This window comes from Dokdonia sp., assembly GCF_039945015.1.
Taxonomy (GTDB): Bacteria; Bacteroidota; Bacteroidia; order Flavobacteriales; family Flavobacteriaceae; genus Dokdonia.
The window spans coordinates 189,145-214,980 of the sequence record NZ_JBDUXP010000002.1 but is presented as its reverse complement, the minus strand read 5'-3'; the positions used below and the strand labels follow the sequence as shown (position 1 = coordinate 214,980).

The window sequence follows — 25,836 nt, the reverse complement described above, 5'->3', positions numbered from 1 at the left end:
CGTTTCATTGTCTTAATAATCCATAAAACAATAGCTATGAAACTATTAAATTTAAAAGAATTACAATTAATTAAAGGCGGACAAGGTGTAACATTTCGTGCTACAGACTGGGAGAATACATTACTTAGAGATGCTACATCAAATTATAGAGCCACAAATTGGGAAGATGTCTTATTGAGAGATGCTGCAATAGACTCATAAAATACTGATAAGCAATATCTATGAATAAGAGGTAATTAAAATGCTTCTTGATACGCTTTCGCGAAAGCGTATCAAAAATAATTCCAAGTGATTATAAAGGAACTTTTCTTCTATAAACTCTTGGAGTTATCTATCTTGCAACTCCATGAGTAACACCCCCGAAATAACCTTAGAAATAGTACGAAAACACCTCCATCAGATATCAGAAATCACAGATACTGATTGGGGTTTTTTCTCTTCTAAACTCACCAAACGTGATATTCCTAAGAAAACAATTTTTTTAAAATTTGGAGCGATAGAAAACCATATCTCTTTTATTGTATCTGGTATTGTACGTCTATATATTCCAAAACCAGATCCAATCAAAGAAATTACTTTTGGTTTTAGTTTTAAAGAACAATTTATTAGTGCATATGATTCGTTTTTAACACGTAAACCATCCTTATATGAACTTCAAACACTTACAAATACTACTGTTCTTAGTATTTCGTATGACGATTTACAAGAGGTGTATAAGACTACAAAAATTGGTAATTTAATAGGAAGACTTACCGCCGAACGCTTGTTTTTAATAAAATCAAAAAGAGAACAAACGCTACTTAATTATACTGCTGAGCAACGATATCTAGACGTTTTTAAAGACCGTCCAGAAGTAATAAAAGAAATTCCTTTAAAATATATTAGTTCTTATATTGGAGTCACACCTCAGGCATTAAGCCGTATCAGAAAACGTATTAGTTAACTTAGGTTCATTGCAAGCAAGTTTTCTCGTCTGTAACTTTGCACAAAAAAGATATGGCGATACTTATTTTAGTGTGTGTCTTGTGGTATTCAAGCTTATTTTTTCAATCATTTTTTTTACATAGATATGCTGCACATCAGACATATACAATGTCAAAAACAGCAGAAAAAATTACTTTTATTTTAACTTGGCTTAGTCAAGGCCCAAGTTATCTAAGTGCTTATGGATATGGGATTATGCATCGTATGCATCATGCCTATACAGATACAGAAAAGGACCCACATTCTCCAAAATATGACAATACGCTCTTCTCTATGATGTGGAAAACAAAAAACATCTATCAAGACATTAATAATAAGCGAATTACGGTTCATCAAAAATTCACAAAAAACATCCCACAATGGAATCGTTTTGATCGATTTGCGGGATCACGTGGCTCTAGAATCTTTTGGATTATCATATATACTATAATTTTTGCCTTTCTAGTAACTGCCTGGTGGCAATGGTTTTTACTCCCTATATTATTTCTTATGGCTCCTATACACGGCGTGATTATCAATTGGTTTGGACACATTTATGGGTATGTGAATTTTAAGACCCCAGATACTTCAAAAAACTTATTTAGATTTGATTTCTTAATGATGGGAGAAGGATATCATAATAACCATCATAAACATAGTACTCGTGCAAATTTTGGAGGAGTACATTGGTATGAAATAGATATCACCTACTTTATTATGCGTATGCTTAATAAAATAGGTCTTATCCAACTCAAAATGAGTGCTATAAAATCATAGTATCTCAAAAACTTATTCAGGATCTAATCGCAGACGCTTTGTTGCTTCAATATCTTTAGGAATATAAGGATGTTCTTCAGGTATTAATAATGCATCCAAATTATTAGCACAGACATGTTTATATTGCTCTGCAACAAAATCGGAGATATCTTCAATTTCAAGAATATCCTCTTTGGCATATTGTACGATTTCTTCATTACGTATTCCTAATTGAATGGCTCTTCTCTCTAGTTTGGCTCCATATGGATCATGATCTGGATCCCATTGCAAACGTACATTTGAATTTTGTACAGCATTTTGCCAAGCTTCTCTAGTCTCATAAATATCTTCTTGATAATTTGAATATACCGCACGAGTAAGATATCGCTCAAAAGCCTCTCGTTTTAAATGGATAGCAAGTACTACTTCTTGGCCTTCTTTTTTTCCCCAGCCATTACGATACATCATCCATAAGAAATTGGGTTTGATCCAAGTCATTCTAGTTAATTTAAATGGACCTCCAAAAAATTGATTTCTAAAAGCAAAATTACCAATGGCAGGTCTATAGGATTGATACACAATTACTTTCTCATCGTCGTATTGTGCCATAATATGATGACCCGCTTCTGGCCATTCTTTTAATTGTTCTTTATAAGATTTTATGTTTAGTTTCATGATCTTTTATAAGTGACTTTAACATTTCATTTTCTGGATATTGAAATTGAGATCCTAAGTACATTTTTATGATTTTAATTTCCCCAATAATATGGGCGTTAAAGATTTCAAGCTCTTCAGCTGGAATCCATAATTCGTTGTGTATTGGTCCTCCTACATTTTCTACCTTAAAATTGGTTATATAATCCGCATCTACATCAAAGGCAGTTACAAATCCTGAATATCCAGACCCTTCATCATCTAGATTCCATTTTGTAGCAATTTCTATAGCATACGCTTCATTAAGCACTGGATAAAAGATAGGTTGCCAGAGTAATCTAGGTGGAAATTTCGTAAAATTAGAAGCTTCTATAAGTTCTAATTCTTTTAATCCTACTGGACGATATAATGTTTTTGTTTTCATTTTTTATACTTATCGCTCATTAATTTAAAAACTTCGGGAGCTATCATCGGCTTGAATTTTTCTATCTCAGTTTTAAACTCTTTTTTTAATTGTAAACTATAACCATCGATAGACAATAATTCCAAATTATGATCAACCCTTTCTAAAATAACAAACATCTTATCTGTTTCTTCATTTGTCCCGTTTGGTCTTCTATTTCTTGTAGAATCTTCTACCCATAGTAGTTGACTTCCATACTTACAGAAAAGTTTATAAACATCTTTAGTTACCATGTCTATATGATTGGTTTTTATTAATTAAACTCCTGTTGAAAAGCTTCAATAAACTTTTTGTTTTTCGCATAAATAGAAAAAACTACTTTTTCAAATACTCCTTGGTATGTTGTAGTTAACAATTCAAAGAATAATTGAGCTATCATCTGCGGTTCGTTTTGAAATACTCCACATCCCCATGCACCTAGAATTAATGTTTTATGATTCATCATGGCTGATAAACCCAATAACTTATCAATTCTCCTCTTCATGATTTCTTCAATTTCATCTATTCTATCAATTTCAAATCTTTTAACAACTCCTGTATTTACAGCCGCCGATGTAATTATAGAACTTAAAACAGGTGTATCTAAAAGTTCTCCATTATCTTTTCTTATAATAGGCACTTCTGGGCTATAAATCATCCCATCTGTATACATACACGATTTCATAGCTCTATGCGTTTCATAAAAATCAAAAGCAGACATTTGGCATGGATATAATCCTGAGGACCTTGCAATACTCTCTTCTTGAGCTTGTGCGCCATTAAAAAAGCCACCACCTGGATTTTTTGCAGAAGCAAAATTCAAACACATAGGATTTGTATTTCCTTCTGAGATATTTCTTAAAATACCTTGAATGGTAGTTTCCTCTACAACTTCAAAAATGGTTTCATAGTTAGGCTCTAATACTATAGATTCTAATGTATTATCAAGGTTTTCAGATGTATAAAACACTGTATTAGATACCGCATTTTGTTGTATCTCTTTTATATCAACTCTTTCTTGATTAGTATTTAGATAGAAACCCTGTTCTGTAATCGCTAGTGTTTCTTTTGCTGTTATTTTTCGTAATGATTTTTGCATTGTCTAATTTCATAGTAATCACTGTATATCAAGATTACATATGTGTTTTATAATTATTTAATTCCTCCCTTTCTCATCTGGATATAGGGATGGTAATGTATCGCTTTGCCAAAATTCTTTTGAATCTATATCCATAATCGTCAATTTCCCTTTAAAAGCTGCTCCTGTATCTGCATTATATACGTTATACGCTTTCATAGGTGTTACTTCCTGATAGTTGGTGGTTGGCGTATGGCCAATAAAAATCTCTTTATAATGAGCAAAACGTTGCGGTGGGTTCTTTTCTAGGATTTCTGGTGTTATTTTCTCTGCCAATAATGCCGATTCCCACAAGGTTCTATCAAAATAGTAATTAGACTCATACTCCTCTCTTCCTACCCCATGCATAGACGTAAATCCTGCATGAAGGAATAACCTGTTTTCTGAATCTATATAATAATTTTGTAACGAATTATAAAAAGCTCGATGACGATCGTCAGTCAACAAACCTGTCTTAATATAACTCTCTCTAGTTTCTTTCCCTCCGTGAGCTAACCAAACTGGGTTTGTAGCTCCTTTATTTAACCACAATCCACACCATAGATCATGATTTCCTCGTATGAATATGCACGTATTGGTAGTAGATAACTCTAATAATTTTTCTACAGTTTGTGCAGATTCACTCCATCCGTCCACATAATCTCCTAAAAATATAAGGGTGTCTTGTGCTGTTACTGTAGCTCTTTCCAGAACTTGAAGTAGTGCTTTATATCCTCCGTGTATGTCTCCTATAACTAGTGTTCTCATATCTTATTCTTTAAAATCTATATATTCAGAAGGAACTGTTTCTGTTAACCAAACTTCATTTTCTGATTTATAAAACTCATATCCCTGTTCATGCATCGCACCAGATCGTATTACTAGTATCGTAGGCACTCCTCTTCGAGCTCCTACACGCATAGCTGTTGTCCTGTCTTCGCTCAAATGCACGTGATGTCTACTCATCTTACGTAATCCTTGTTTCTGGATATCTCTCATAAATTTAGGCACGGTACCGTGATACAGGAATTCAGGAGGTGTAATCGCTTCATACTTCAAATCAACAGTGATTGAATGCCCTTGATTGGCTCTTATTTGTGTTTGATCTTCATTAAAAGCAAATCGCTTTTTATCATTGGTAGCAACTACTTCTTTTAAACGTTCTATATCTACACGCTTACCTTGTGCATTCATTTTTTGAAGCAATGTATCGACAGCTGTCCATCCTTGCTCATCTAGTGTGATCCCTATCTTATCGGGATTATGTCTAAGTACTAGACTTAGAAATTTACTTATATGTTTTGTATTCATTTTTACTTTATTTATAACACGTATTCGTGTGTTTTGCTATACGCTTTCGTACTTCGACAAACTCAGTATAAACTTCTCGTCGTTATACTCCTTGAAAGCGTACTTCATATTTTTTATTAAAAAGAGTTTTCTGACTCTTCTGTGGACTCCCATTCTTTATATTCTTTGGGATTGTCTATGAGATGTAATATCTCTTTATAATAATTTTTAATTAAATCATAATCGTATTCAAAATCATAAAAGGATTTTAAGTTTTGATGTTTTTTAGATATTGGTGTTAATGGATCTAAGTAATATTCTAAAGGTTTCCAAGAACAACATATTTCAGGGTTTTCTCTAGTTCCTATATATACATATGGCATGTCATATCCTCCATGAATAATGGAAACAACCATTTTTTCCTTAGATATAAACGACAACTTCCCTGGTCCAATTTGATATCTTTTAAATTTTAATTTAGGTAAAAGAAGGTACGCTTTTTCACAAAGTTGATTGTATAATGGATGATTTGGCCAACCTTGTGTATCAATTCTATTTTTATGTATAAAGGTCTTAAACCACATTTTTCAATTCTCTTTTATACGCTTTCGCGAAAGCGTACTTAACATTTTAATTCTTTTATGAGTTCTTGTACAGCAAATTTTGAACTACCATAGCTCACTATTCGCACATCTAATGGTGTGTGTTTAAATTTTAAAATTGCTTTATGCAAAGACTCTATAATCCAATCCATCTCATTTCCAAATGCGCCACCTCCTACTAATGTGAGATATACCTTAGGGCAACCCGTTTTCTCATAATTAAGTAAACCTGCATAAAGCGTCGCTTCATACGTTGCTTCTAAAATAATTCTTGCAAATTCTTCCCAATAATAAAAATCTATAATTGAATATGCCACTGGTAACGCCGAACAATATACCTGAGTTACCAAATGACTCTCTTCTTTTAATGTTACTTCGGTATTCCATTGAATCCCTACTTTAAGCATTCCTTTAAGTGCTTCTCGTTTCTCAGTAGATAATTCATTGATCCTTTTATTTATATGTAATAATCCATTTTGAGAGACTAAAGCATATCCATTTCTCATTTCCCATAAATTCAGTTCCTGATTATTAAAAAATGTACCTATTTCATCTAAGCAATCTATCTGATTAGTTGATGTTTGTCCAATTTTGCCTTGTACCGGTATAAAATAGTTTCTATAGATCGTACCAGCCCCACAAGCAATAGCACAAGCTGGTCCTTGCGTATAATCATACTGATATCGACCAACTCCACTTTCTGGTGTAATCTCTGGCCCAACCATTTCTAATAGATTAAACTGTGACGCTGCTTGAAAAACCGCATTTTCATTATCACTATCGCAATGTAGTTTTTGTACATCTCCTACGCATTCTGATACTTTTATATGAGACGTATAGATCTCTCCTTTTGCTACCTTTTGTCTAAGATCATATAACGTGGGAATCTCAAGAACACCACAGGTATAAGACTTTCCATTCACTAAAGAATATAATGTAGAACCATCTAGTTCTAAATCTTTCCGCACTTCTTCTGGAGATATTTCACTAAACCCTGTTAATTCCTCAAACCACATCATTTCTTATTTTATTTCTGTTGTATACGCTTTCGCGAAAGCGTACTTATAACGTTTACAGTTCTTAATTATCATTTTTTAATAATCGATCTCTCACTTCCATAAGCGCAAATCCTAAAAGATTTTCACCTTTCCAAGTATTTGGGTCTTCAACGTTAGGTTTATTTTGATCTAACCCTATACCCCAAACTGGATCAAATGGACTAGCTTCTACAAGGACTCTATCTCCTGTGTTTATCAAAAATTCTTTCAAGTTCTTATGTTGTGAGAATTTATGATAATTCCCCTCTTTTACAATCTCATACTTATGAGCATCCCAAATCTCTGGATCAAAACCAGATACCTTACGACCTAACTTTTTTACTTGATTGGGATGTGATGCTTTTATTATTTTTTCAAGTATCTCGTTATCACTAAATAATCGCGCTTTTTCTGCCATCATCCAATGTTCTGCTGTTTTATACATAGTCCCTCCTACTTCAAAATCTAACGTCCACCACTGACTAAAACAACTCTTTGTTGTAGTTCCATTTTTTGAAGGTGTATGTCCCCAAAAGAAAACATATTTTAATATCTCTTTTTGCGATTCATATGCATTCTTTATGGTGTCTATTGTATATTTCATTGCTTTATTTCTTATTCTCCAGTTATCACTAGAGTGTTATCTTAACCACATCATATTGCGTCACATACGCATCTTCTATTTCTCTATAACTATTGGTACAATAGATATGATCTATACTTTCTTTTAATTCGTCAAACCCATAATTAAACTGGGCATGGGTTACGTATAAAAATACCTTTGTTGCACCTTGTTGTTTAAGGGCTTCGGCTAGATACTTAAATGTACGTCCTCCATCTGCCATATCGTCTACAATAAGGCATTCTCTATCTTTTACATTGCCTTGGATACTAATGACTGGCTTTCCATCTACACGTACTTTATTAGATGGTATTAAATCTGCTCCCAATCGTTCTGCAATGGTATGTGTAGTTTTATAGGCTCCCGCATCTGGACTTACTAATACCGGAGATCCTATATGTATATACGTTTGTTGTACATATTTAAAATGATCTATTTGTACAGCGTTTTCTATAAGCGCTAGTGATATAGCACTATGCGGATGTAATAATGCAACTTGATCAAATCCCATACTGTTTATAAATCTTGCAATTACTTTTAAATCAAAAGATTCTTTTTCGTGAAAACGTCTATCAGATCGTTGTCCAATCAAACAATACAATGTAAGCGTAGCTGTAACAGTTTTATCTAATGTATGATGTGCATCCCAAGCTTCTTTTATAGAAGCTGCCATAAACAAATCTTCATAAGAGTTTCCTCGTAAATACACTTGAAGACTTCCTTCTTCTACAATCGTTGCTGTTACTTGCCCGTCTCTAAACTTTTTGATCTTGTATTGCATTACTGTCGATTTAAATAGATTGATTGATTCTGTTTCTTATTTCTTCTAATGTTACTCTATTTTTAAAGACACCATCTTCATAAATTATCTTTAATTCCCCCTCTTGTTCTTCTTGTTCTGTTACTTCATCTCTTAATTCATACGTATCTCTTACCTGAACCACTTGTAATAATCCTTTTGCAGATTTTTTAATCCCGTTATCAGTAATAGGGTCTTTAAATATATCTCTTCTTTTACCTTGAACGACTACCGAAGTAGCTTTCATAGCAAACCCAAAGGTATCTCTGGTTTTAAATTGATATGTAAAAGACCCTATCCCTAGCACCACACTTGTACTTGCAAATCCTTTACTATGTAATCGTTTGCAAATCTCTTCTGCTCTTTCTATAGTAATGCTATCTCCATAAATAGCTCCTATATGAGGATTCAATACTTTAAATCCCTGTGTATTTATTGTTCCTCCAAAAACATCCCAAAGTAACTCTACAACTCCTTTATCTTGGGGAGATGCACTACGTAGCGTATCGCTTTCTCCACAAATAATAGCAACTGGATCTCCACTATCGGGTCGTATCACTAATTTTCCATCTCTCTCTAAAATTTCTTCTTTAAGAATTGGAAGGTATTCTGTAAGTACTTTCCACAAATCCCAAGTATCACTTACAACAGAAAGTATTCCTGTAGGATACGTCTTCATTAATGTTCTAAAAGTACCTATCTCGTCATCTTTTGTTCCTGCACACATCACAGAGTGCTCAGTAGCATTTACAGATCCTATAACAAATCCTTTTGCTTGGTAATACTTCCGTAAACCATGTATCACCGGTAACGTATCTGATCCTAAAAATACAGATGCATGTCCTATTCCTGATGATAATGCACTTTGCAAACCTCCCATACCTCTCATAGAGAAATCATGTCCTTGAAAATCTATAAAAGCAACATTCTCTTCATCTGTGAGCAATGCCCAATGTTTAAAAATACGCTTGTATTGTAATGCAATTGAAGCAGAAGTCATAGGTTGCCATAACATGGTAGACAAAATAGTTTCTAAAAAATTTGTCACCCAATAAAAATCTTTATGCGTATTTACTACTGTTACCATCGGAATACGAATAGGTACCTCTACTCCTTCAGGAAGCGACTTTACTCGTATAGGTAAATATTGTAAGTCATGTAATTGTTCATAATGAGTGACATCATAATCTGTTCCTAAGTATAATGATAGTTCTTCTTTAATCTCTTGACATACCTCCGATTTTGGTTTAGAAAAGAAATGATCTTGAAAATAGTCGTGCAACCATTGGATCACATATTGTTGTCCAAATGAAACAACCTTATCACAACCTTTAGGAGCATAAGCATTACTTCGTGGAGTCCAGTTAGAATATACTTCTTCTGTACCTACTGGGTATTGTTGATGATGCCCCGTTTTGTATCCATCTGTTAGTAATAAACTATTCATAATATCTCTTTTAAAACATTCTATTTGCGTAATAATGACACAAATATAAAACGAAGAAAAAGATTGAACAAATATAATTTGCGTTATTTCAACACAAATTATATAAATAGCTAATAATCAATAATTAAATTTCAAATATTATTCCCTCTTCTTTTAACTGGAAGTATCGTTTTTGGTTAAACTGGAATAAATTAGCAGGCCTGCCAGATCCTTTAGATACTTTTTCATCTAATTCATCTAGCACATTAAGACTAATCATTTTCTTTCTAAAATTACGTCTATCTATAGGTCTTCCTAAAAGTGTAGTGTATAGTTTTTCTAGGTCAGAAAAAGGGAATTTTTTATCAAGTAATTCAAAACCTATAGGTTCATAGGTGATTTTTGCTTGTAGCCTAGCAATAGCAATATGTAAGATTTTTTTATGGTCAAAAGAAAGTGTTGGAAGTTTATTTATGGTAAACCATTGTACTTGTGCTGCATCTGTCGATGCAAAAATTTTAAAAGTATTAGGCCTTATCAATCCAACATAGGCTACAGTCACTACCCTACCCCTAGGGTCCCTATCCACATTTCCAAAAGTATATAATTGTTCTAGATAATTTATTTTAACACCTGTTTCCTCTTGAAGTTCTCTTTCTACCGCAGTTTCTAAAGATTCATCATTTAATACAAACCCTCCAGGAATAGCCCATTTTCCTTTAAAAGGATCATATTTACGCTTAATAAGTAACACAGATATAACGCCTTCTTCATATCCGAAAACGACTGCATCTACTGAAAGTCTAATTTTTTGCTTGCTCATATGTGTATATCATACACAAATATATTGAATTCTAGTATATAGGTTCACTCCTATTTATTCAAGTCCGATAAAATTAAATGTGTCGTAGGTTCTCCATACACAATAATACTATCTATAAATTGCTCTAAATGAGATTGATCTATTAATATTACTTTCATAAAGATATTATGTGTTCCGGTGATTCTATACATTTGGCAAATCTCTTCGTACTCTTTTAAAACTTCGCAAAACACTTTAAGTTTTCCACTAAAAACCTTAAAAGAAATAAGAACTTCAAGACCAAATCCCATTTTTTTATGGTCAAGTTTTAGACCATATCCCGTAATCACTTCTGCATCTTCTAGCTTTTGAATTCGTTCTCTTACAGAGGAAGGAGAAAGTCCAATCTGCTTTCCTATATCTACATAAGATTCTCTAGCATTCTTTTTTAATTTATCAATTATTTTAAGATCAATTGCGTCTACCATAGATAAAGTTGTAATTAATAAAAATTCCAATTTAAAAAGTGAATATAGCTATTATATCCGTTATATCCATTTCATTCCTTTTGTTAACCACTTTATTTTTGCGATATGGATACAACCTTATTATTACTTATTATCGGAATTTTTACTGGTTTTTTTATTCAAACTATTATTGGTTTTGCTGGAGCTTTAATATCACTCCCATTCTTACTTTTTGTGATGCCATTACCTGATGCTATAGCATACATTACTATTTTTTATGCTATTTCTAGTCCAATATATATTTATAGAGAATGGAAGCAAATAGACAAAGTATTACTTAAAAAATTAATTATATCCTCTATTATCGGAGTTGTAGTAGGTGGAGTTGTATTGCTTTATAGCCAACCATCTATTCTTAAAAAAGCGCTTGGTGTTTTTATTATTCTGTTTGTTATTAATAAGGTAAGATCAAAGAAGGAATTTAAATTCTCATCAAAATTTGAATACCTGTTTGGTTTTTTAGGGGGCTTTTTTTCAGGTGTATTTTCTACAGGTGGCCCTTTATATGTTATTGCTGTAAAAAATACTGTAATAGACCTGAAAACATTTAGAGCTACTATGTTTGGTGTGTTAGGATTGGTAACATTAATTAGACTCCCCGTATTAGTATTTGGAGGAGTATTACAGTTTGGACAGCTCTATTATTCCTTAATAGTACTTCCTTTTTTTATCCTAGCCTTAGTCTTAGGTAAAAAGGTATATCTAAAACTTAATGAAACTTTACTTACTAAAGTGATTCTAGCATTACTTATGGTTTCCGGAATATTATTACTTATTAAGGATTGATTTATTTTTTATAAAAAGGGTCAACATCCCTATAAATCGTTTTAATTTGATCATCCGTTAATAGATAGATCTGAGCAATAGCAAGTTTTGTTTGATCATATCCTTCTATCTTTGATGTATTTACTTGTATCCATTTTTCTACAACGTCTACAATCATCTTGTTAGCCAAACCACTTCCTGTACTTCCTACGCCCGCTACCATATTTGCCAATTCTAATTTTGGTGATTCACTAAAAACAATTTGAGATAAGCGTGCTCGATACTCAATGGTTGCAACTCCTAATGACTGATATCCTTCATTTAAAACAACTCTGTCTAAAGAATGCCTTCCTTCATGTGCAAACATGGTTGCATTATCTCTATATAAATCATACTGCTCAATAAACTTTAATTGTAAATCTACACCTCTACATCCTTCATTATATAATTGTGCATATAGGACATCTAAGGCATCTAATTCTAATTTACTAGCCATCCAGATTAAAATACTATTTCTGTCTGATGTTAAGGTAGATTCAAATATGTTTTTTTTAATTTCTCTTTCTGCCTTAGCTCTTTTTATAGGATCTGTTATACCTTCCCAAGCACTTATCCCTAAGTATTTAAACATCTTTTTTACTCTAAGAAATCCTCCTCGAATAGCAAAACCACCCGCACCCCTATCTTCCCAAAACCAACTAGGATATCCATTAGAAACCATCATATCCAATTCTGTAAAATTAAAATCGGCACTATGACCATATTGCTCAACTTTACGAATACGTTCATTTACAATTTGCCCCATAACAAGTCCCATAATATTTGAACTACTTGTTCGTCCCATTATCGAGACGGTACCAAATTTAGATCGTATAAGTGCTCTAAACCGCTGGTTATTAAAAGTATCTTTTATTTTTTCTGAAACTAATAATTCTTTATATAATGCTTCACTTGTAGATGATATATGCGCTAAATACGAATCTGTATCGCCCTCATCAATAGTCATTTTTCTATAATACTCATCTGTATAAGACGCAACCTCTTCCATATAATTTGAATAGATAATCAAATCTTGAATTTCTTGACTATTTTGAAAGTTTGTATTTCCTTCATTACTAAAAATGATGGCAAGTATTTTTGCATACGTATAAAATCGAGATTGCCCTAATGCTTTTATTAACGCTATGCTCTCTTGCTCAGATAATGATGAATTTGACAACTTAGGTAAAACGCTATGAAGTGTAGCCGATGGTTCCTTTAAATACTCATAAACGCTTTCATAATTAGAAAACCTAAAATAAGATAACCACCCTTTTAACGCTAGGTTCCCGTCTTTTTGTAACAAAGAAATTCCTAATAAAAGTTCTGCTGCATTTACATTTGTTGGGTTTATAGCTAGTATTTCTTGTAACATACTAGAAGCTTCATTAAGAAGCTCTGTATTATATGTAGTAGACGCGTTCACTTGAGAGATTGCTTGTTCGAGAACAGTATGGCAATATTTATATTGAGCATAGCGCTTGTCTGCATCTGATTTTGCAAGCTCAGTAGATTTCTTTGCCGCTTCAAGTGCTTTGGCATAATGACCAGCTTCCTCCTCTATTCTATGTACTTTGAGCCAAGTCTCAGATCTATAATTGCCTATACTATCTGCAAGTGATAACTTTTGCATTGCTATATCATAATCCTTATAAAACTTCCAATCTTGTGTAGCTAATTCTCGTAGTGCTTTACATTGCTCTTCTTTGGTTGCTGTTTTTTCAAGAGTAACAGCTGTAAATAAGTTTCTAGATTCTTCTAATTGTAACGATCCATACGCTTTATATGCTGCTTGTAATTGTGTTGCCCCTTTGGGAGTTTGAGAAAAACCAAAAAATGGAATGAGCAAAAGAAGGTATAAAAGACTTATTTGTTTTAAAAACATGTATTTTGAGTTTATGATTGACACTAATAAAGCAAATATAACTAATTATTTAGTTTAAACTAAATAATTAGTTATATCATATAATTCAGATAGACTGGTCTTAAAATACAAATTAAAAACGCCTTATAAAACTAACACAAAATGTATCTTTTTTGCATTGATTATAAGGCGCTTACTCAAAAGTAACTAGATCTTACTTTATTCTTTTATTTTGATGCAGATTTTTTCTTCTGCTTTTTCTTCTTTGATTTCTTAGGTGCTGTATCTGGATACGTTAATCTGCCCCAAGTCCTTTCCATTTGAGCAATTTTTTCTATATCCCCTATTTGGTGTAATACATTATTTACGGCATTATAGGCAGAGTCAAGCGCTCCTACAATCCAACCGTGATGTACAGAACAACATTCTCCAGCAATATTTAAATGTCCATCAAACTCTGGAGTTAATAATGTAGGATATAAGTTTGTAAACTGACCAGGACCAAATAAAGCAAAGGCTCCTCCACCCGCATGAGTATCCCAAAACCACGTTTTTGTAGTAACTTCTGGGTTATATCCTGCAAACTCTTCAAAAACTTTTGCATCTGGATATAAATACGCAATCCCTTTTAAACATTCATGTACACGTTCTTCATCTGTAAGCGCTCCCATACGTTCGGCATCTTGTGCCCAGCAGTATATTTGTAATACACCTCCTTTTGCTTCATATCCATACGATGGATATACAATCTGTCTATTGGATCGATCAGAAACTCCAACACCTAGTCCTTTTCCTTGTCGCTCACCTAACTTTACCCAAAATTGATTTTTAAATGTAATAAACGCTTTAAAAGAAGGCATATAGTTGCACTCTCTTATCGCGCGTGCTTTAGAAAACGATAGATTGTCAAAGAAGTTTGTTTTTAATTCCCCATTCAAATAGGCTCCATTAGGTAATGTACTTATTACAAAAGGATATTCTTTTGTAAGTGTTTCTTCTTTGGTTCCTTTTTGAGTTTTTATTTTTAAACGCATCCCACCATGAGTATCATATAATAATTGATCATGTGTTACTTGTACAACTCTATGATTCATAAATACACGTTGCTTTTTAGAAGATGGTTCTCCTTTTACAGGTTTTGGAGGATTTGCTGGCGGTACTGATTCTGGCGGCTCAGCATCTTCCGTTAGATTTGTAGGTGAATACCCTTTATTCCCAAAAGCATCTTTTTTCATCCCAATTTCTACTTGTGCTCTATAACCATCTTCAGGTAACACACCCTGTTCTAGATCTAATACCGCTCTACAAGCATCTGGTAGATGTTGCATTCCTTTATCCATAGTAACCATATATACTCCAGTATCAGATGGGTTATATGGATTTTTACTACCACTCCAATCATAAAGGGCAAGTACCATTTCTACAAAAGAAACCGAATACATTCCAGTTCCTACATTTAAAGTCTCTAAATAGCTAGCAACATCATACGAGAGATGATCCGATTTTTTGCCCATTTTTGGGTCATAATATTCTTCTAAATCACCTAGTGTAAATACATTTGTTAAGTATGCCCACATCGAGTAATTATCAAACTTCATTAGTTTATTGAATCCTTTTTCAAAATTTTCGCTAATTACTTTTATAAAAGGTTGATTTACTTTATCAAGTACCATATTTATAGGAAGATATGGATCACCACCTTTTAAGGATGTTTCTGTCACCCATACCATAGCTAGGTCTCCTCCATTATTCTCTCCAAAATTAAGAGAATTTAAACCTGCATCTTCTGCTATAATAGGAGCTTCCATATTATTATATCGCAAGCGTTGTACCTCTGAGTTATAATAAAACTTACGCCATTTTACCATCTTATCTACCAGCTTATTACGCTTTAAAACAGCATTAAGAGACAGTCCTAATTGTTGTACAGATAACATGTCTGGAGAAAATTGAGGAATACGCATTCCTCCTACTTCCCCATATAATCCAGCAGTATTAACATCATTTGCATCATAATCTGAAGAGTACCATGTATCTATTCTTCCTCCTACGCGATCAGAACTTTCAAAGACTTCACACTCTATACCTAATGATTGCAAAATAAGACCTGAATAAAGCCCAGCAAAACCTCCTCCTATAATACCTACTAAAGGAGCTTCTTTCCCTTTGGAAGTTTTAAGAGCAAATTTCTTAGGGTGAGAACGTTGTTTCTGTAATTCTGAAATATACTTATCTCCGTGATTCTTTATTAGCCACTCAGAAAAAGCTTGGCGAACAGACCCTTCAGGTTGTTGGGATTTCTTCCCAGAAATAGTATTTTTTTGATTTGCATTAAAGGATAAATAACTCATCGATTGTTAGGTTATAGGGTTGTATAAAAGCTGTATTATAGATACGAGCCCAACAAAACTAGCAATCTTTCAAATAATGACTATGAGTGAAACTACGTGATTTTTAATGAATAATTATATGTAAATATGGATGTATACGCTTTCGCGAAAGCGTATTTAACACATTCCAAAAATTATTTCTTAAACCGAATGGCACGCTCTACAGTTAGTGTCTTATCCCATACAATCGCAACATCAATATGTTTTTTAGTATTCTTGATATATTCATACATCGTTGGCAACCCAACAGAATCTCTCAGTGTTTGTAAGGCATCTACATCCTGTACTGGCCAAACTACATTTTGGTTATTTGTATTTTCAAAAGTCTGTGTACCATATCGTTGTGGGAGCCCAGCATTCATTTGAAGTCTATCAAACATAGTTGCTGCATCATCGGGATCTAAGACCCCTAATCGGACCATTTCTTCTACCTTAGGGTAATATTGTCGCATCAATGCATCATCACTATGTTGTAAAATAAGGTATACGGATGTATGTGCCTCTTTACTAAGTTCTTTAGGCCAGTCACAATTTATAAAAATGGCTTTTAAATAGGCCTGATTACGAGTATCCAATTGTTGCATTTTTGTGATGGTAGAAAATAACTTGATCTTTTTACCTACTTCCTTCTCGCCTTCAGCAATTAATGACATTAATTCTATACGAATCTCTTCTGCCTTGTCTTTCATGGCAATTAACTCTTTATTGAGCTTTGAGATAGAACAATCTATAATCTTTGGAATATAAGAAGATGTAGAAATCACACTGAATAAGAATAGCATTTTTTATTGATATTATATCTGATAACAAGACATATGTTACTTCTATACAAATAGTATAGTATGCTATTTGTATAGATAAACAGTGTGTTTATAAACACTAGATAATTACCAGAATGTTATTAAAAATTGGTTTGTAATAAACGGCACAACATAGTGGCAAAATATTGTTTTTACCACATGTTGAACTGTCTTGATCATCATTATAAAACAATGTCAAAAAATTGGATACCCATAGTATTTAAGGGGTTCTATAGCATATCCGGTATAGAGAGTAAATAATGTACAATGATGAATTATTTATTCTCGGCTAGTTTTTTTAATCTATCAGAAACTATTTGAGTTTTTAAAGCAATTAATCCTTCTACAGCTAGTGCTATATCTGGGTTGTCGGTTTGCCCTCTAAACCACCTATGTACCGTCGTACGTTCGGTATTTGCTATAGCAGCTATCTTTACAATATCACCATAACCTAGTTTAGATTTAAGCTCTTTACGCGTCTTTATTTTAGTTTCTGTGTTATTATTCATTACTTTGTGCAACAGTTTGCTCTAATGAGTAACAAAGATAGAGTATTACTCTAATATAACAAAATAAAATAGAGCATTATTCTATTTTAAATGAGGTGTTTAGCATGAGTATAAAAGATAGAGCAAGGATATTTGTAAAATCTCAACAGACCACAATGAAGGCTTTTGAGACATCAATTAATGCTTCTAATGGTTACATAAATAATATAACAAGAAGCATCAGTCTAGAAAAAATAGATTTGATTGTTGAGAAATACCCTATCTTAAATATAGAATGGTTATTAACGGGCAAAGGTGATATGCTCAAACCATTAACAGATCTAAGTGAACCAGAATTACAATATATTAATGAAGATGCAGACACAAGAGCTTCTATCACAGCAAAAGCACTTGTAAAGATTGATGCCTCTGTATCTCACCTACTCCAAGAGGTTTCTGAGATTAAAGAAGAACTTATTAAGAAACGTAAATAATCGCGTTTCCTTAAAAACTCATTACAACTTCTTTGCTTCTTCCCAAAACACATCCATTTCGGCAAGGGTCATATCACTTAAATTTTTCCCTAGTGTGACTGCTTTACTTTCTAAATATTGAAAGCGTTTAATAAACTTCTTATTTGTACGTTCTAAGGCACTCTCTGGGTCTACCTTAAGGAATCGTGCATAATTAATCATTGAGAATAATACATCGCCAAATTCGGCTTCTATTTTTTCTTGATCATTTGCATTTACTTCTACTTGTAACTCTCCTAATTCTTCTTGTAATTTTTCAAAGACTTGTTGTGGCTCTTCCCAGTCAAAGCCTACCCCAGCAACTTTATCTTGTATTCGGCTCGCTTTTACCATCGAGGGCAAACTACGAGGAACACCTTCCAGTACAGACTTCTTACCTTCTTTAAGTTTTAATTTCTCCCAGTTACGTTGTACTTCTTCCTCATCTTTTACATCGATATCTCCATAAATATGAGGATGACGATTTACAAGCTTATCAGAAATAGCGTGTGCAACATCTGCTATATCAAAATCCTTAGTCTCACTTCCTATTTTTGCATAAAAAATAATATGAAGTAATAAATCTCCAAGTTCGCTCTTTATCTCTTCAAGATCATTATCTAAGATTGCATCTCCAAGCTCATAGGTTTCTTCTATGGTAAGGTGTCGCAAACTTTGCATCGTTTGCTTACGATCCCACGGACACCCTACTCTGAGTTCATCCATAATAGTAAGTAATCTATCTATCGCTTCTAGTTGTTGCTGTCTTGTATTCATAGTATAAAACTAAAAAAGCCTTTACAATTAGATTGTAAAGGCGGTATGCTTTTATAAAAAGTTATGCACTATTCTTCTTCGTCTGATGTTTCTTCAGGAGCAGAAAAGTCCATAAGATCATTCTTCTGTAAGATATTATACCACTGTACTACTTTCTTAATATCACTAGGGTAAACGCGATCTTCATCATAATCTGGAACTACATTGAAGAAAAATTCTTCAAGCTCATCTTTAGATACTTTATGATTAATTGTAGGACCTCCACTTTCTTTGTCTTTGATTTTTTCAAAAACCTCTCTTAACGGAATCTCCTCAGTAAGTGTATAGATAGCTATCTCAGAAAGAATACTTACGTTATGACGTAAACCAACAGAAATACGTTTTCCGTCTAGTAATGATTCTGCCACAAAACCACTACGTGTTTGTGTTTTTAATTCATAAATACCTGGTTTCCCAGAGATGGCTAATATTTTATCTAAACCCATATAATTATGTTGTCAAATTTGGTCGGCAAATATGCATTGACCTAATGTAATATCAAAATTTAATTCGTACGAAAACGTACTCTTTTCTTTTTTTTAACAGTTTTCCTATCTCTTTTTTGATACATCGGGAAAACGCATACGATAATCGGCGCTACATTTTCCTTTTGAGATATTAGCAAGCTTACCTTTTAAAATACGTTTTTTTAAGCTGGATAGTTTATCTGTAAATAAAATTCCTTCTATATGATCATATTCGTGCTGTATTACACGTGCTATAATACCTTCAAAAGTCTCTGTAAATTCATTAAAATTTTCATCTTGATAACGCAGTGTTACCGTAGATGGTCTAAATACATCTTCTGTAATGCCTGGAATACTTAAACACCCTTCATTAAAAGGCCATTCCTCTCCTTCTTCTTCTAGTACTTGTGCATTAATAAATACTTTCTTAAAGTCTTTATACATCGCTCTTTCTTCATCAGAAAACTCTGTATCTTCTGCAAAAGGAGCAGTATCTACAAGAAACATTCTAATAGGCAATCCTATTTGAGGTGCTGCAAGTCCAAGACCATTTGCTCCATACATGGTCTCAAACATATTATCAATAAGTTCCTGAAGTTTAGGATACTCTTGAGTAATTACTTTTCCTTTCTTTTTTAAAACGGCATCTCCGTATGCTACTATAGGTAAAATCATAAGTTATTTATTATAGAGGTAATCTTGTAAAATAATAGTAGCACTTATTTGATCTATAAGTGCTTTGTTTTGACGCTTTTTCTTCCCAATTCCGCTATCAATCATTGTTTGAAAAGCCATTTTAGACGTAAAACGTTCATCTTGACGAATGATTTCTAGTCCTGGAAAGGTTTTAAGTACGCTTTCGCGAAAGCGTAAGATAGCCTCTTCTACATCAGAAGGTTCGTTATTCATACGTTTTGGCTCTCCAATGACCATGCTATCGACATTTTCTTTCTCAAAATAGTCTTTTAAAAATGGTAGTAACGTCTTAGTCTCTACAGTCGTTAGACCAGAAGCTATCATCTGTAATTCGTCAGTTACAGCTATACCAGTACGTTTAGTACCATAATCTATCGCAATAATGCGTCCCATTTATATAATTTGGTGCAAAAATAAGCAAAACTATAGTATGAACTCTACAAGATGAATAGATACCACTATAGATAAAAACACTTAATTAAACCTTAAATCGATTTAAGAATACTAAAGCATATCTCTATCTTTGTGTCTTTGAGCTTTTATAGCTCTTAAAACATACCATAAAAAAAGACTATTTTTTAGAAAAGACCTATGACTCAATTACAAAACATTATTGAAAATGCTTGGGAAGATCGTTCTCAACTTACAAATCCAGTAACTATCAATGCCATACGTGAAGTAGTAGATATGCTTGATCGCGGTACCATTAGAGTAGCAGAGCCTACAGAATCAGGATGGCAAGTGAATGAGTGGATTAAAAAAGCAGTTGTTTTATACTTCCCTATCCAACAAATGGAAACGTTGGAAGCGGGTATTTTTGAATACCATGATAAAATCCCTTTAAAAAGAAATTTTCAAGAACGCGGTATTCGTGTAGTTCCAAATGCAGTTGCACGACATGGTGCATATATTTCAAGTGGCGTTATTCTAATGCCTAGTTATGTAAATATAGGAGCCTATGTAGATAAAGGTACTATGGTAGATACTTGGGCAACTGTAGGTAGTTGTGCTCAAATAGGGAAAAATGTACATTTAAGTGGTGGTGTTGGCATAGGAGGTGTACTAGAGCCTTTACAAGCAGCCCCAGTAATCATTGAAGATGGCGCTTTTATAGGTAGCCGTTGTATTGTTGTAGAAGGAGTACATATAGAAAAAGAAGCTGTTTTAGGAGCAAATGTCGTATTAACAATGAGTACAAAAATTATAGATGTTACTGGTGATACTCCTATTGAAACCAAAGGTAAAGTTCCTGCTCGCTCTGTAGTAATTCCGGGAAGTTATACTAAGAAATTTGCTGCTGGAGAATACAATGTACCTTGTGCTTTAATTATAGGTAAACGTAAAGAAAGCACCAATAAGAAAACATCACTCAATGATGCATTAAGAGAATATGATGTAGCGGTATAATTTGACCCATAACATGAAAAAAATATTGATTATTCAACACAAAATGATAGGCGATGTTCTTACATCGTCTATTCTTTGTGAAGCTATTAAGCATAAATACTCAGGTACAGAGGTGCATTATCTAGTTAATGAGCATACGCTACCTGTTTTAGAGAATAATCCATATATAGATCAAAAGATAATCTATACTCCAGCCATGGAGAAAAATGCTAAACTTGCAAAAGAATTACGTAGTACACTTGCAATTCAGAATTATGATGCTGTTATTGATGTATACTCAAAATTGGGTAGTGCAAGGATTTCTAAAGCAACCAAAGCAAAAATACGTGTAGGGTATAAAAAATGGTATACACAAGCCATCTACACAGATGTGTATTCCTATCATTATACAGCAGAGACTGAAGCTGGACTTGCTATAGAAAATAGAATGAAGTTATTACAAGCTATTGATCTAGATTTTCCTAAAGCTTTAAAACCAAAACTATATGTTACTAAAGAAGAGATTGCTATTGCCAAAGCAACACTCGCTGAGTATAGAAATCTTCCTGATCAAAAATTATATATGATAGGTATTTTAGGGAGTGCTCCTAATAAAACATACCCACTTCCCTATCTAGCAAAAGTATTAGATGCTATTGTAGAAAAAACAGAGGCGCAATTACTGTTTAATTATATTCCAAAACAAATTGATCAGGTAGAAGAGCTTTATATGCTTTGCTCAGAAAAAACACAACAACATATCTTAAAGGATGTGTATGGGAAAAGTTTGCGTGAGTTTATTGCTTTAACAACACAGTGCGATGCATTAATTGGCAATGAAGGTGGCGCTATCAATATGGCAAAAGCATTAGACATTCCTACATTTGCTATATTTTCTCCTTGGATACGTAGAGCCGCTTGGGCTTTATACGAAAATGACCAAAACTATGTCATTCATTTACAAGATTATCAATCTAGTGTATATAGTTCTAAAAGCTTAAAGGATATTAAAAAGAAACAAGACTACTACTATTCCTTACTACTTCCTGAGTTATTTAAAGAGAAATTAGAACTCTTTTTAGAAACGTAATATCACTATATTCTTATTGGTTTTTTAAGAGGTATTCTAAAATTTCTTCCTGCCCTTCCTTCTCTGCAATAGATAATGCACTATCACCATTATCCATCTTATTTGTAATAGATGCACCATGTGTAATTAAAAGTTGTACTAATTTTAAATTACCTCTATGTACAGCCGAGTGTAATGCGGTTACTTGCTGCGTTTGAGTGGCATTTACTATAGCACCTTTTTCAAGGAATATTTTACAAAGTTCATAATTTTCTTGAGCAACGGCTGCATGTAATGCATTTACATTAGAAGGGTTTGTAGCAGATATATTTGGGTCTGCTCCATGATCTAATAATAATAATGCAATTTTATGTTGATTCAGAAAACTAGCTAATGCTAATGGTGTAAATCCGTCTGGAGAATGGGTATTTATCAAATCAAACTCAGGAGTATCTAGATATTCCTGAACATTATCTAGATGACCAGATACAATTGCTTCATAAAATGTAAAAGTTTTCATTAAGGTTAATGCAAGCTTAAGAACTTCTTGTTGCCCACTATAAGCAATAATCATAAAACCTGAACTACCTTGATTATCTTTGCTGTCTAAGACTTCTGGGTGTTCTTTAATGAGTAATATAGTCTTATCAAAATCTTTATTTTTAATATGTGTTTTAAGCAAGTCAATCATGTCGTTTGTGTTCATAAATAGTGTGATTGTTGTATAAAAAAATAAGGTGATCATACACTTCATAATAGTCTCTTTTTATGCAAAGAAAAGAATGAAGTTATTTCTTTAGTTACTATATATCACTTTTTACGATAGACACTAGGAGATGTACCTGTAATAGATTTAAAATAATGACTAAAGTTTCCTAAACTTACATACCCAACTTCAAAAGCAATATCTTTTATAGCCTTGCTTGTTTCTAGTAATTGTCGCTGCGCTTCTTTAATTCTTTTTTGTGAAATGTATTGAAAAGGAGTACACATAAAAATTTCTTTAAAATTACGTAACAAATGGTTTTCTGATAAAAATCCAATAGCTGTCAATTCTTTTAACCTTATATCTTTTGTGTAATTACAATCTATATAATCTTTTACATATAAAATTCTTTGATAAATCTCTAGTCTAGTAGATTTCTTTTTAAACTTAAGTTTTTGATAATCAATACTATTTCTTGTATTTTGATGAATAATAGTGGTAAGTAATTGGTTATAAAATTCATCCTTTTCAATATTAGACATACCAATTTTAGACTTTGTCTTACCATGTTTTAAAAGGTCAGAAACAATACCTATATGCACATAGTTTCTCTCAAAGAGTTTAATTCCTGTCGTTTTTTTAAAATTAAAATCTAGCAATTGTTTTTCTGAAGAATATAATTCTGAAACAACATCTGATACAAATTCTGGTGAAAAGAATACACAAAAGGATTCAGTTTCATTGGGAGCATCTATAGTTAAACGGTATTTTGTACACTCGTTTAAAAGAAGAAAATTTGTTTGATTAATACAATACTCACGTTGTTTAACTTGATAATTTGCTTCTCCATGATAAAATGATTTTATAGATAAAAAACATTCTCCAGACCACTGATATTCTTTGGCATGTTGATGAATTATAAAATTATTTCCCATAATAACAAAACGTATTGAGTTATATAAAAATAAAACAATTAAGCTATTTCAATAAATAATCAATTCTTTAAAACGGTAGCAATTCTTATAAAAATTTCTCTTTATACCAAGCTACTTGAGACCTTAGACCATCTTCAAAATTTGTAACAGGTGCATAATCTAACAGTCGTACGGCTTTGTCTATGGTTGCCGATGTTTTTAATTGATCTCCAGGACGTTTCTCTACTCTTTCTATAATAGCTTTCTTTCCTACTATTTTCTCTATAAGTGCAATTCCATCTCCAGTTGTATAGACATCTGTACTACCTAGATTTATAATTTCACCATTACAAGATGCCTTGTGATCGAGTATTTTTTCTAATCCATCTATAATATCACCTACATACGTAAAACTACGCTCGTGATGTTCACTACCTTGATACAAGGGAAAAGAAGTTCCTTCGTAAATAGACTTAATTAACTTTGTATATAGTTTCTCTGGACGTTCTCTAGGACCATACACAGAAAAAAGACGAATAGAACAAGCTGGTAACTTACCAGATCGTTGAGAAGCAAGTACAAGTTGCTCTGCAGCAAGTTTTGTTACTCCATAGTCAGAAACTGGCATAGGAGCTTCTTCTTCTGTAGAGGTAGCATGAAGTCCGTAAATAGAAGATGTTGCAATATTTACAAATAATTTAGTATCAATATTATGATGGATAGACCATTGTAATAAGTTTTGAGTTACCTGAATATTATTACGTTCATAATCTGTAAATGGTGTAGATGCAGAAATACCGGGTTGTGCAGCAAAATGATAAATGATATCTATATCACTTGGAAGTATCGTAGTTAGATCATCTAGTAAATCTGCTGTGAGTAATGTTACTCCAGCTTTTTCTATATCTTCTGCATTGATCTTCTTTAAGGAAGGATCATAATAGGTCGAAAAATTGTCAATCCCCAGCACTTGATGTCCCATAGAAATCAAGCGTTCACAAAGATGAGAACCAATAAATCCTGCAGCTCCAGTTACTAATATTTTCATTCTAAATCTTCTCCCTTTTTAATACCATAATACGTATAGGCATATCCTTTTTTACGTGTATTTTTTCTAATAGCTAGATTGCGTTCTAACGATTCTTTTGTCTTATACCCTCTAGGATGATCTAAATGTAAACATAATGCTCTATGGCGTATTTGTTTTCCTTTTACACCTGCATTTTCCAATCGTTCACCAAGTTCTCTATCTGGTCCTCCGTATTGCATACGTTCATCATAACCGTTTATACGTATTAAGTCTTCTAACCAGGCAGAAGAGTTACAGTTATTAAAAGAAGCATTAGATGGTGTTACTGTGTCTAGTAATTTTGCTACGGTTTCTCCGCTGGCTAATTTTCTATATTGAGAGGAACCTAATGAACCATTCTCTTTTAGCCATTCTACATTAAAGCAGTTTCCAGAAATGATATCATTTTTTGTAATACCTTCACTTAAATTCATATCAAGCTTGCAATAGCCACCAGATAAAAATTTACCCTTCTCAGCATAAATAGCATGACGTTCTAGAAAATCTTCTTTAGGAATACAATCTCCATCAGTAAATACGATGTACTCATTATTTGCCTTAGTAAGTGCTACGTTAAGGATTGTTTGTCTACGATAACCTTCATCTGCATGCCATAGATGATGCAGTGGTACAGGGTAATCATCTTGAAATGATTTTATTAAATCTTCGGTTTCTTTACCAGATCCATCATCAGCTATAATAACTTCAAAATCTGGATACGTCTGTTTACTATAACCATATAGAACCTTCTGTAACCATTTTACGTTATTATAAGTCGCTATGATTAAAGTTATTTTAGGGAGTTGTTGCATTCAGTT

32 protein-coding genes are annotated in these 25,836 nt (G+C 33.0%); 7 read left to right on the top strand and 25 right to left on the bottom strand.

Annotation, left to right across the window (positions count from 1 at the left end; translation table 11 throughout):
* Nucleotides 1-36 precede the first annotated feature (36 nt).
* The 3 genes from ABJD27_RS01155 to ABJD27_RS01145 all read left to right on the top strand — a co-directional run bounded on the left by ABJD27_RS01155 (nucleotide 37) and on the right by ABJD27_RS01145 (nucleotide 1,740).
* A complete protein-coding gene (locus tag ABJD27_RS01155) occupies nucleotides 37-201 on the top strand; it encodes a hypothetical protein (protein ID WP_348173281.1) in 165 nt (54 codons plus the stop codon).
* A 145-nt stretch (nucleotides 202-346) separates the two neighbouring features.
* A complete protein-coding gene (locus tag ABJD27_RS01150; RefSeq protein ID WP_348173283.1) occupies nucleotides 347-943 on the top strand; it encodes a Crp/Fnr family transcriptional regulator in 597 nt (198 codons plus the stop codon).
* A 53-nt stretch (nucleotides 944-996) separates the two neighbouring features.
* The gene (locus ABJD27_RS01145; protein ID WP_348173285.1) at nucleotides 997-1,740 is read left to right on the top strand and encodes an acyl-CoA desaturase; all 744 of its coding nucleotides are present in this window, start codon (nucleotides 997-999) and stop codon (nucleotides 1,738-1,740) included.
* A gap of 12 nt (nucleotides 1,741-1,752) precedes the next feature.
* On the opposite strand, the gene ABJD27_RS01140 is transcribed toward ABJD27_RS01145, so the two are convergent.
* From ABJD27_RS01140 to ABJD27_RS01080, 13 genes are all read right to left on the bottom strand, one after another.
* Nucleotides 1,753-2,394: a DUF4291 domain-containing protein gene (locus ABJD27_RS01140; RefSeq protein WP_348173287.1), complete on the bottom strand. Its 642-nt coding sequence runs from the start codon at nucleotides 2,392-2,394 to the stop codon at nucleotides 1,753-1,755.
* Nucleotides 2,369-2,797, bottom strand: coding sequence for an ADP-ribosylation/crystallin J1 (locus ABJD27_RS01135; protein WP_348173289.1), 429 nt, complete (start codon nucleotides 2,795-2,797; stop codon nucleotides 2,369-2,371). The genes ABJD27_RS01140 and ABJD27_RS01135 overlap by 26 nt, the downstream gene beginning before the upstream one ends.
* Entirely contained in the window at nucleotides 2,794-3,069 is a 276-nt protein-coding gene (locus ABJD27_RS01130; protein WP_348173291.1) for a hypothetical protein, read from the bottom strand. Before ABJD27_RS01130 ends, ABJD27_RS01135 begins: the two co-directional genes overlap by 4 nt.
* 20 nt (nucleotides 3,070-3,089) lie before the next feature.
* Entirely contained in the window at nucleotides 3,090-3,914 is an 825-nt protein-coding gene (locus ABJD27_RS01125; RefSeq protein WP_348173293.1) for a TIGR02452 family protein, read from the bottom strand.
* Between the two features lie 57 nt (nucleotides 3,915-3,971).
* Complete coding sequence (locus ABJD27_RS01120; protein ID WP_348173294.1) at nucleotides 3,972-4,700, bottom strand: metallophosphoesterase; 729 nt, start codon at nucleotides 4,698-4,700, stop codon at nucleotides 3,972-3,974.
* Nucleotides 4,701-4,703: 3 nt separating this feature from the next.
* Nucleotides 4,704-5,243, bottom strand: a complete 540-nt coding sequence (locus ABJD27_RS01115) for an RNA 2'-phosphotransferase (RefSeq protein WP_348173296.1) — start codon at nucleotides 5,241-5,243, stop codon at nucleotides 4,704-4,706.
* A gap of 116 nt (nucleotides 5,244-5,359) precedes the next feature.
* The gene (locus ABJD27_RS01110) at nucleotides 5,360-5,806 is read right to left on the bottom strand and encodes a hypothetical protein (protein ID WP_348173298.1); all 447 of its coding nucleotides are present in this window, start codon (nucleotides 5,804-5,806) and stop codon (nucleotides 5,360-5,362) included.
* 38 nt (nucleotides 5,807-5,844) lie between these two features.
* Nucleotides 5,845-6,843 carry a hypothetical protein gene (locus ABJD27_RS01105; protein WP_348173299.1) on the bottom strand — a complete coding sequence of 333 codons (999 nt, stop codon included), beginning with the start codon at nucleotides 6,841-6,843 and terminating at the stop codon, nucleotides 5,845-5,847.
* Nucleotides 6,844-6,904: 61 nt separating this feature from the next.
* On the bottom strand, nucleotides 6,905-7,465 hold the full coding sequence (locus tag ABJD27_RS01100) for an NADAR family protein (RefSeq protein ID WP_348173301.1): 561 nt from the start codon (nucleotides 7,463-7,465) through the stop codon (nucleotides 6,905-6,907).
* Nucleotides 7,466-7,493: 28 nt separating this feature from the next.
* Complete coding sequence (locus ABJD27_RS01095; RefSeq protein ID WP_348173302.1) at nucleotides 7,494-8,264, bottom strand: phosphoribosyltransferase family protein; 771 nt, start codon at nucleotides 8,262-8,264, stop codon at nucleotides 7,494-7,496.
* Nucleotides 8,265-8,274: 10 nt separating this feature from the next.
* Nucleotides 8,275-9,729 carry a nicotinate phosphoribosyltransferase gene (locus tag ABJD27_RS01090; RefSeq protein ID WP_348173304.1) on the bottom strand — a complete coding sequence of 485 codons (1,455 nt, stop codon included), beginning with the start codon at nucleotides 9,727-9,729 and terminating at the stop codon, nucleotides 8,275-8,277.
* A 124-nt stretch (nucleotides 9,730-9,853) separates the two neighbouring features.
* Nucleotides 9,854-10,531: an NUDIX domain-containing protein gene (locus ABJD27_RS01085; RefSeq protein WP_348173305.1), complete on the bottom strand. Its 678-nt coding sequence runs from the start codon at nucleotides 10,529-10,531 to the stop codon at nucleotides 9,854-9,856.
* 50 nt (nucleotides 10,532-10,581) lie between these two features.
* Entirely contained in the window at nucleotides 10,582-10,998 is a 417-nt protein-coding gene (locus ABJD27_RS01080; RefSeq protein WP_348173307.1) for an Lrp/AsnC family transcriptional regulator, read from the bottom strand.
* Nucleotides 10,999-11,103: 105 nt separating this feature from the next.
* On the opposite strand from ABJD27_RS01080, the gene ABJD27_RS01075 reads away from it, so the two are divergent.
* The gene (locus tag ABJD27_RS01075; protein ID WP_348173309.1) at nucleotides 11,104-11,823 is read left to right on the top strand and encodes a sulfite exporter TauE/SafE family protein; all 720 of its coding nucleotides are present in this window, start codon (nucleotides 11,104-11,106) and stop codon (nucleotides 11,821-11,823) included.
* A gap of 1 nt (nucleotide 11,824) precedes the next feature.
* Here ABJD27_RS01075 and ABJD27_RS01070 read toward each other — a convergent pair whose 3' ends face one another.
* The 4 genes from ABJD27_RS01070 to ABJD27_RS01055 all read right to left on the bottom strand — a co-directional run bounded on the left by ABJD27_RS01070 (nucleotide 11,825) and on the right by ABJD27_RS01055 (nucleotide 17,404).
* Nucleotides 11,825-13,726: a hypothetical protein gene (locus ABJD27_RS01070; protein ID WP_348173311.1), complete on the bottom strand. Its 1,902-nt coding sequence runs from the start codon at nucleotides 13,724-13,726 to the stop codon at nucleotides 11,825-11,827.
* 206 nt (nucleotides 13,727-13,932) lie between these two features.
* Nucleotides 13,933-16,056 (bottom strand): FAD-dependent oxidoreductase, encoded by a 2,124-nt coding sequence (locus tag ABJD27_RS01065; RefSeq protein ID WP_348173313.1) that lies wholly within the window; start codon nucleotides 16,054-16,056, stop codon nucleotides 13,933-13,935.
* 173 nt (nucleotides 16,057-16,229) lie between these two features.
* Nucleotides 16,230-16,877, bottom strand: coding sequence for a DUF6624 domain-containing protein (locus ABJD27_RS01060; RefSeq protein ID WP_348173315.1), 648 nt, complete (start codon nucleotides 16,875-16,877; stop codon nucleotides 16,230-16,232).
* A gap of 293 nt (nucleotides 16,878-17,170) precedes the next feature.
* Complete coding sequence (locus tag ABJD27_RS01055) at nucleotides 17,171-17,404, bottom strand: hypothetical protein (RefSeq protein ID WP_348173316.1); 234 nt, start codon at nucleotides 17,402-17,404, stop codon at nucleotides 17,171-17,173.
* 104 nt (nucleotides 17,405-17,508) lie between these two features.
* On the opposite strand from ABJD27_RS01055, the gene ABJD27_RS01050 reads away from it, so the two are divergent.
* Nucleotides 17,509-17,877: a hypothetical protein gene (locus ABJD27_RS01050; RefSeq protein WP_348173318.1), complete on the top strand. Its 369-nt coding sequence runs from the start codon at nucleotides 17,509-17,511 to the stop codon at nucleotides 17,875-17,877.
* Between the two features lie 21 nt (nucleotides 17,878-17,898).
* Here ABJD27_RS01050 and mazG read toward each other — a convergent pair whose 3' ends face one another.
* The 4 genes from mazG to ruvX form a co-directional block, all read right to left on the bottom strand.
* A complete protein-coding gene (gene mazG, locus ABJD27_RS01045; RefSeq protein WP_348173319.1) occupies nucleotides 17,899-18,672 on the bottom strand; it encodes a nucleoside triphosphate pyrophosphohydrolase in 774 nt (257 codons plus the stop codon).
* 68 nt (nucleotides 18,673-18,740) lie between these two features.
* Nucleotides 18,741-19,157, bottom strand: a complete 417-nt coding sequence (locus tag ABJD27_RS01040) for a DUF5606 domain-containing protein (RefSeq protein WP_348173321.1) — start codon at nucleotides 19,155-19,157, stop codon at nucleotides 18,741-18,743.
* Nucleotides 19,158-19,262: 105 nt separating this feature from the next.
* Nucleotides 19,263-19,853 (bottom strand): peptide deformylase, encoded by a 591-nt coding sequence (def, locus tag ABJD27_RS01035; protein ID WP_348173323.1) that lies wholly within the window; start codon nucleotides 19,851-19,853, stop codon nucleotides 19,263-19,265.
* Nucleotides 19,854-19,856: 3 nt separating this feature from the next.
* Nucleotides 19,857-20,267 (bottom strand): Holliday junction resolvase RuvX, encoded by a 411-nt coding sequence (gene ruvX, locus ABJD27_RS01030; protein WP_348173325.1) that lies wholly within the window; start codon nucleotides 20,265-20,267, stop codon nucleotides 19,857-19,859.
* A gap of 198 nt (nucleotides 20,268-20,465) precedes the next feature.
* Between ruvX and ABJD27_RS01025 the strand changes: the two genes are divergently transcribed.
* Both ABJD27_RS01025 and ABJD27_RS01020 read left to right on the top strand, forming a co-directional pair.
* Nucleotides 20,466-21,281: a 2,3,4,5-tetrahydropyridine-2,6-dicarboxylate N-succinyltransferase gene (locus tag ABJD27_RS01025; protein WP_348173327.1), complete on the top strand. Its 816-nt coding sequence runs from the start codon at nucleotides 20,466-20,468 to the stop codon at nucleotides 21,279-21,281.
* A gap of 13 nt (nucleotides 21,282-21,294) precedes the next feature.
* Nucleotides 21,295-22,350 (top strand): glycosyltransferase family 9 protein, encoded by a 1,056-nt coding sequence (locus ABJD27_RS01020; RefSeq protein WP_348173329.1) that lies wholly within the window; start codon nucleotides 21,295-21,297, stop codon nucleotides 22,348-22,350.
* A 13-nt stretch (nucleotides 22,351-22,363) separates the two neighbouring features.
* Here the strand turns inward: ABJD27_RS01020 and ABJD27_RS01015 are convergent, their stop codons facing one another.
* From ABJD27_RS01015 to ABJD27_RS01000, 4 genes are all read right to left on the bottom strand, one after another.
* Nucleotides 22,364-23,035: an ankyrin repeat domain-containing protein gene (locus tag ABJD27_RS01015; RefSeq protein WP_348173331.1), complete on the bottom strand. Its 672-nt coding sequence runs from the start codon at nucleotides 23,033-23,035 to the stop codon at nucleotides 22,364-22,366.
* Between the two features lie 104 nt (nucleotides 23,036-23,139).
* A complete protein-coding gene (locus ABJD27_RS01010; protein WP_348173333.1) occupies nucleotides 23,140-23,970 on the bottom strand; it encodes an AraC family transcriptional regulator in 831 nt (276 codons plus the stop codon).
* Between the two features lie 85 nt (nucleotides 23,971-24,055).
* On the bottom strand, nucleotides 24,056-24,997 hold the full coding sequence (locus ABJD27_RS01005; RefSeq protein ID WP_348173335.1) for an NAD-dependent epimerase/dehydratase family protein: 942 nt from the start codon (nucleotides 24,995-24,997) through the stop codon (nucleotides 24,056-24,058).
* Nucleotides 24,994-25,830 (bottom strand): glycosyltransferase family 2 protein, encoded by an 837-nt coding sequence (locus ABJD27_RS01000; protein WP_348173337.1) that lies wholly within the window; start codon nucleotides 25,828-25,830, stop codon nucleotides 24,994-24,996. Before ABJD27_RS01000 ends, ABJD27_RS01005 begins: the two co-directional genes overlap by 4 nt.
* Nucleotides 25,831-25,836 lie beyond the last annotated feature (6 nt).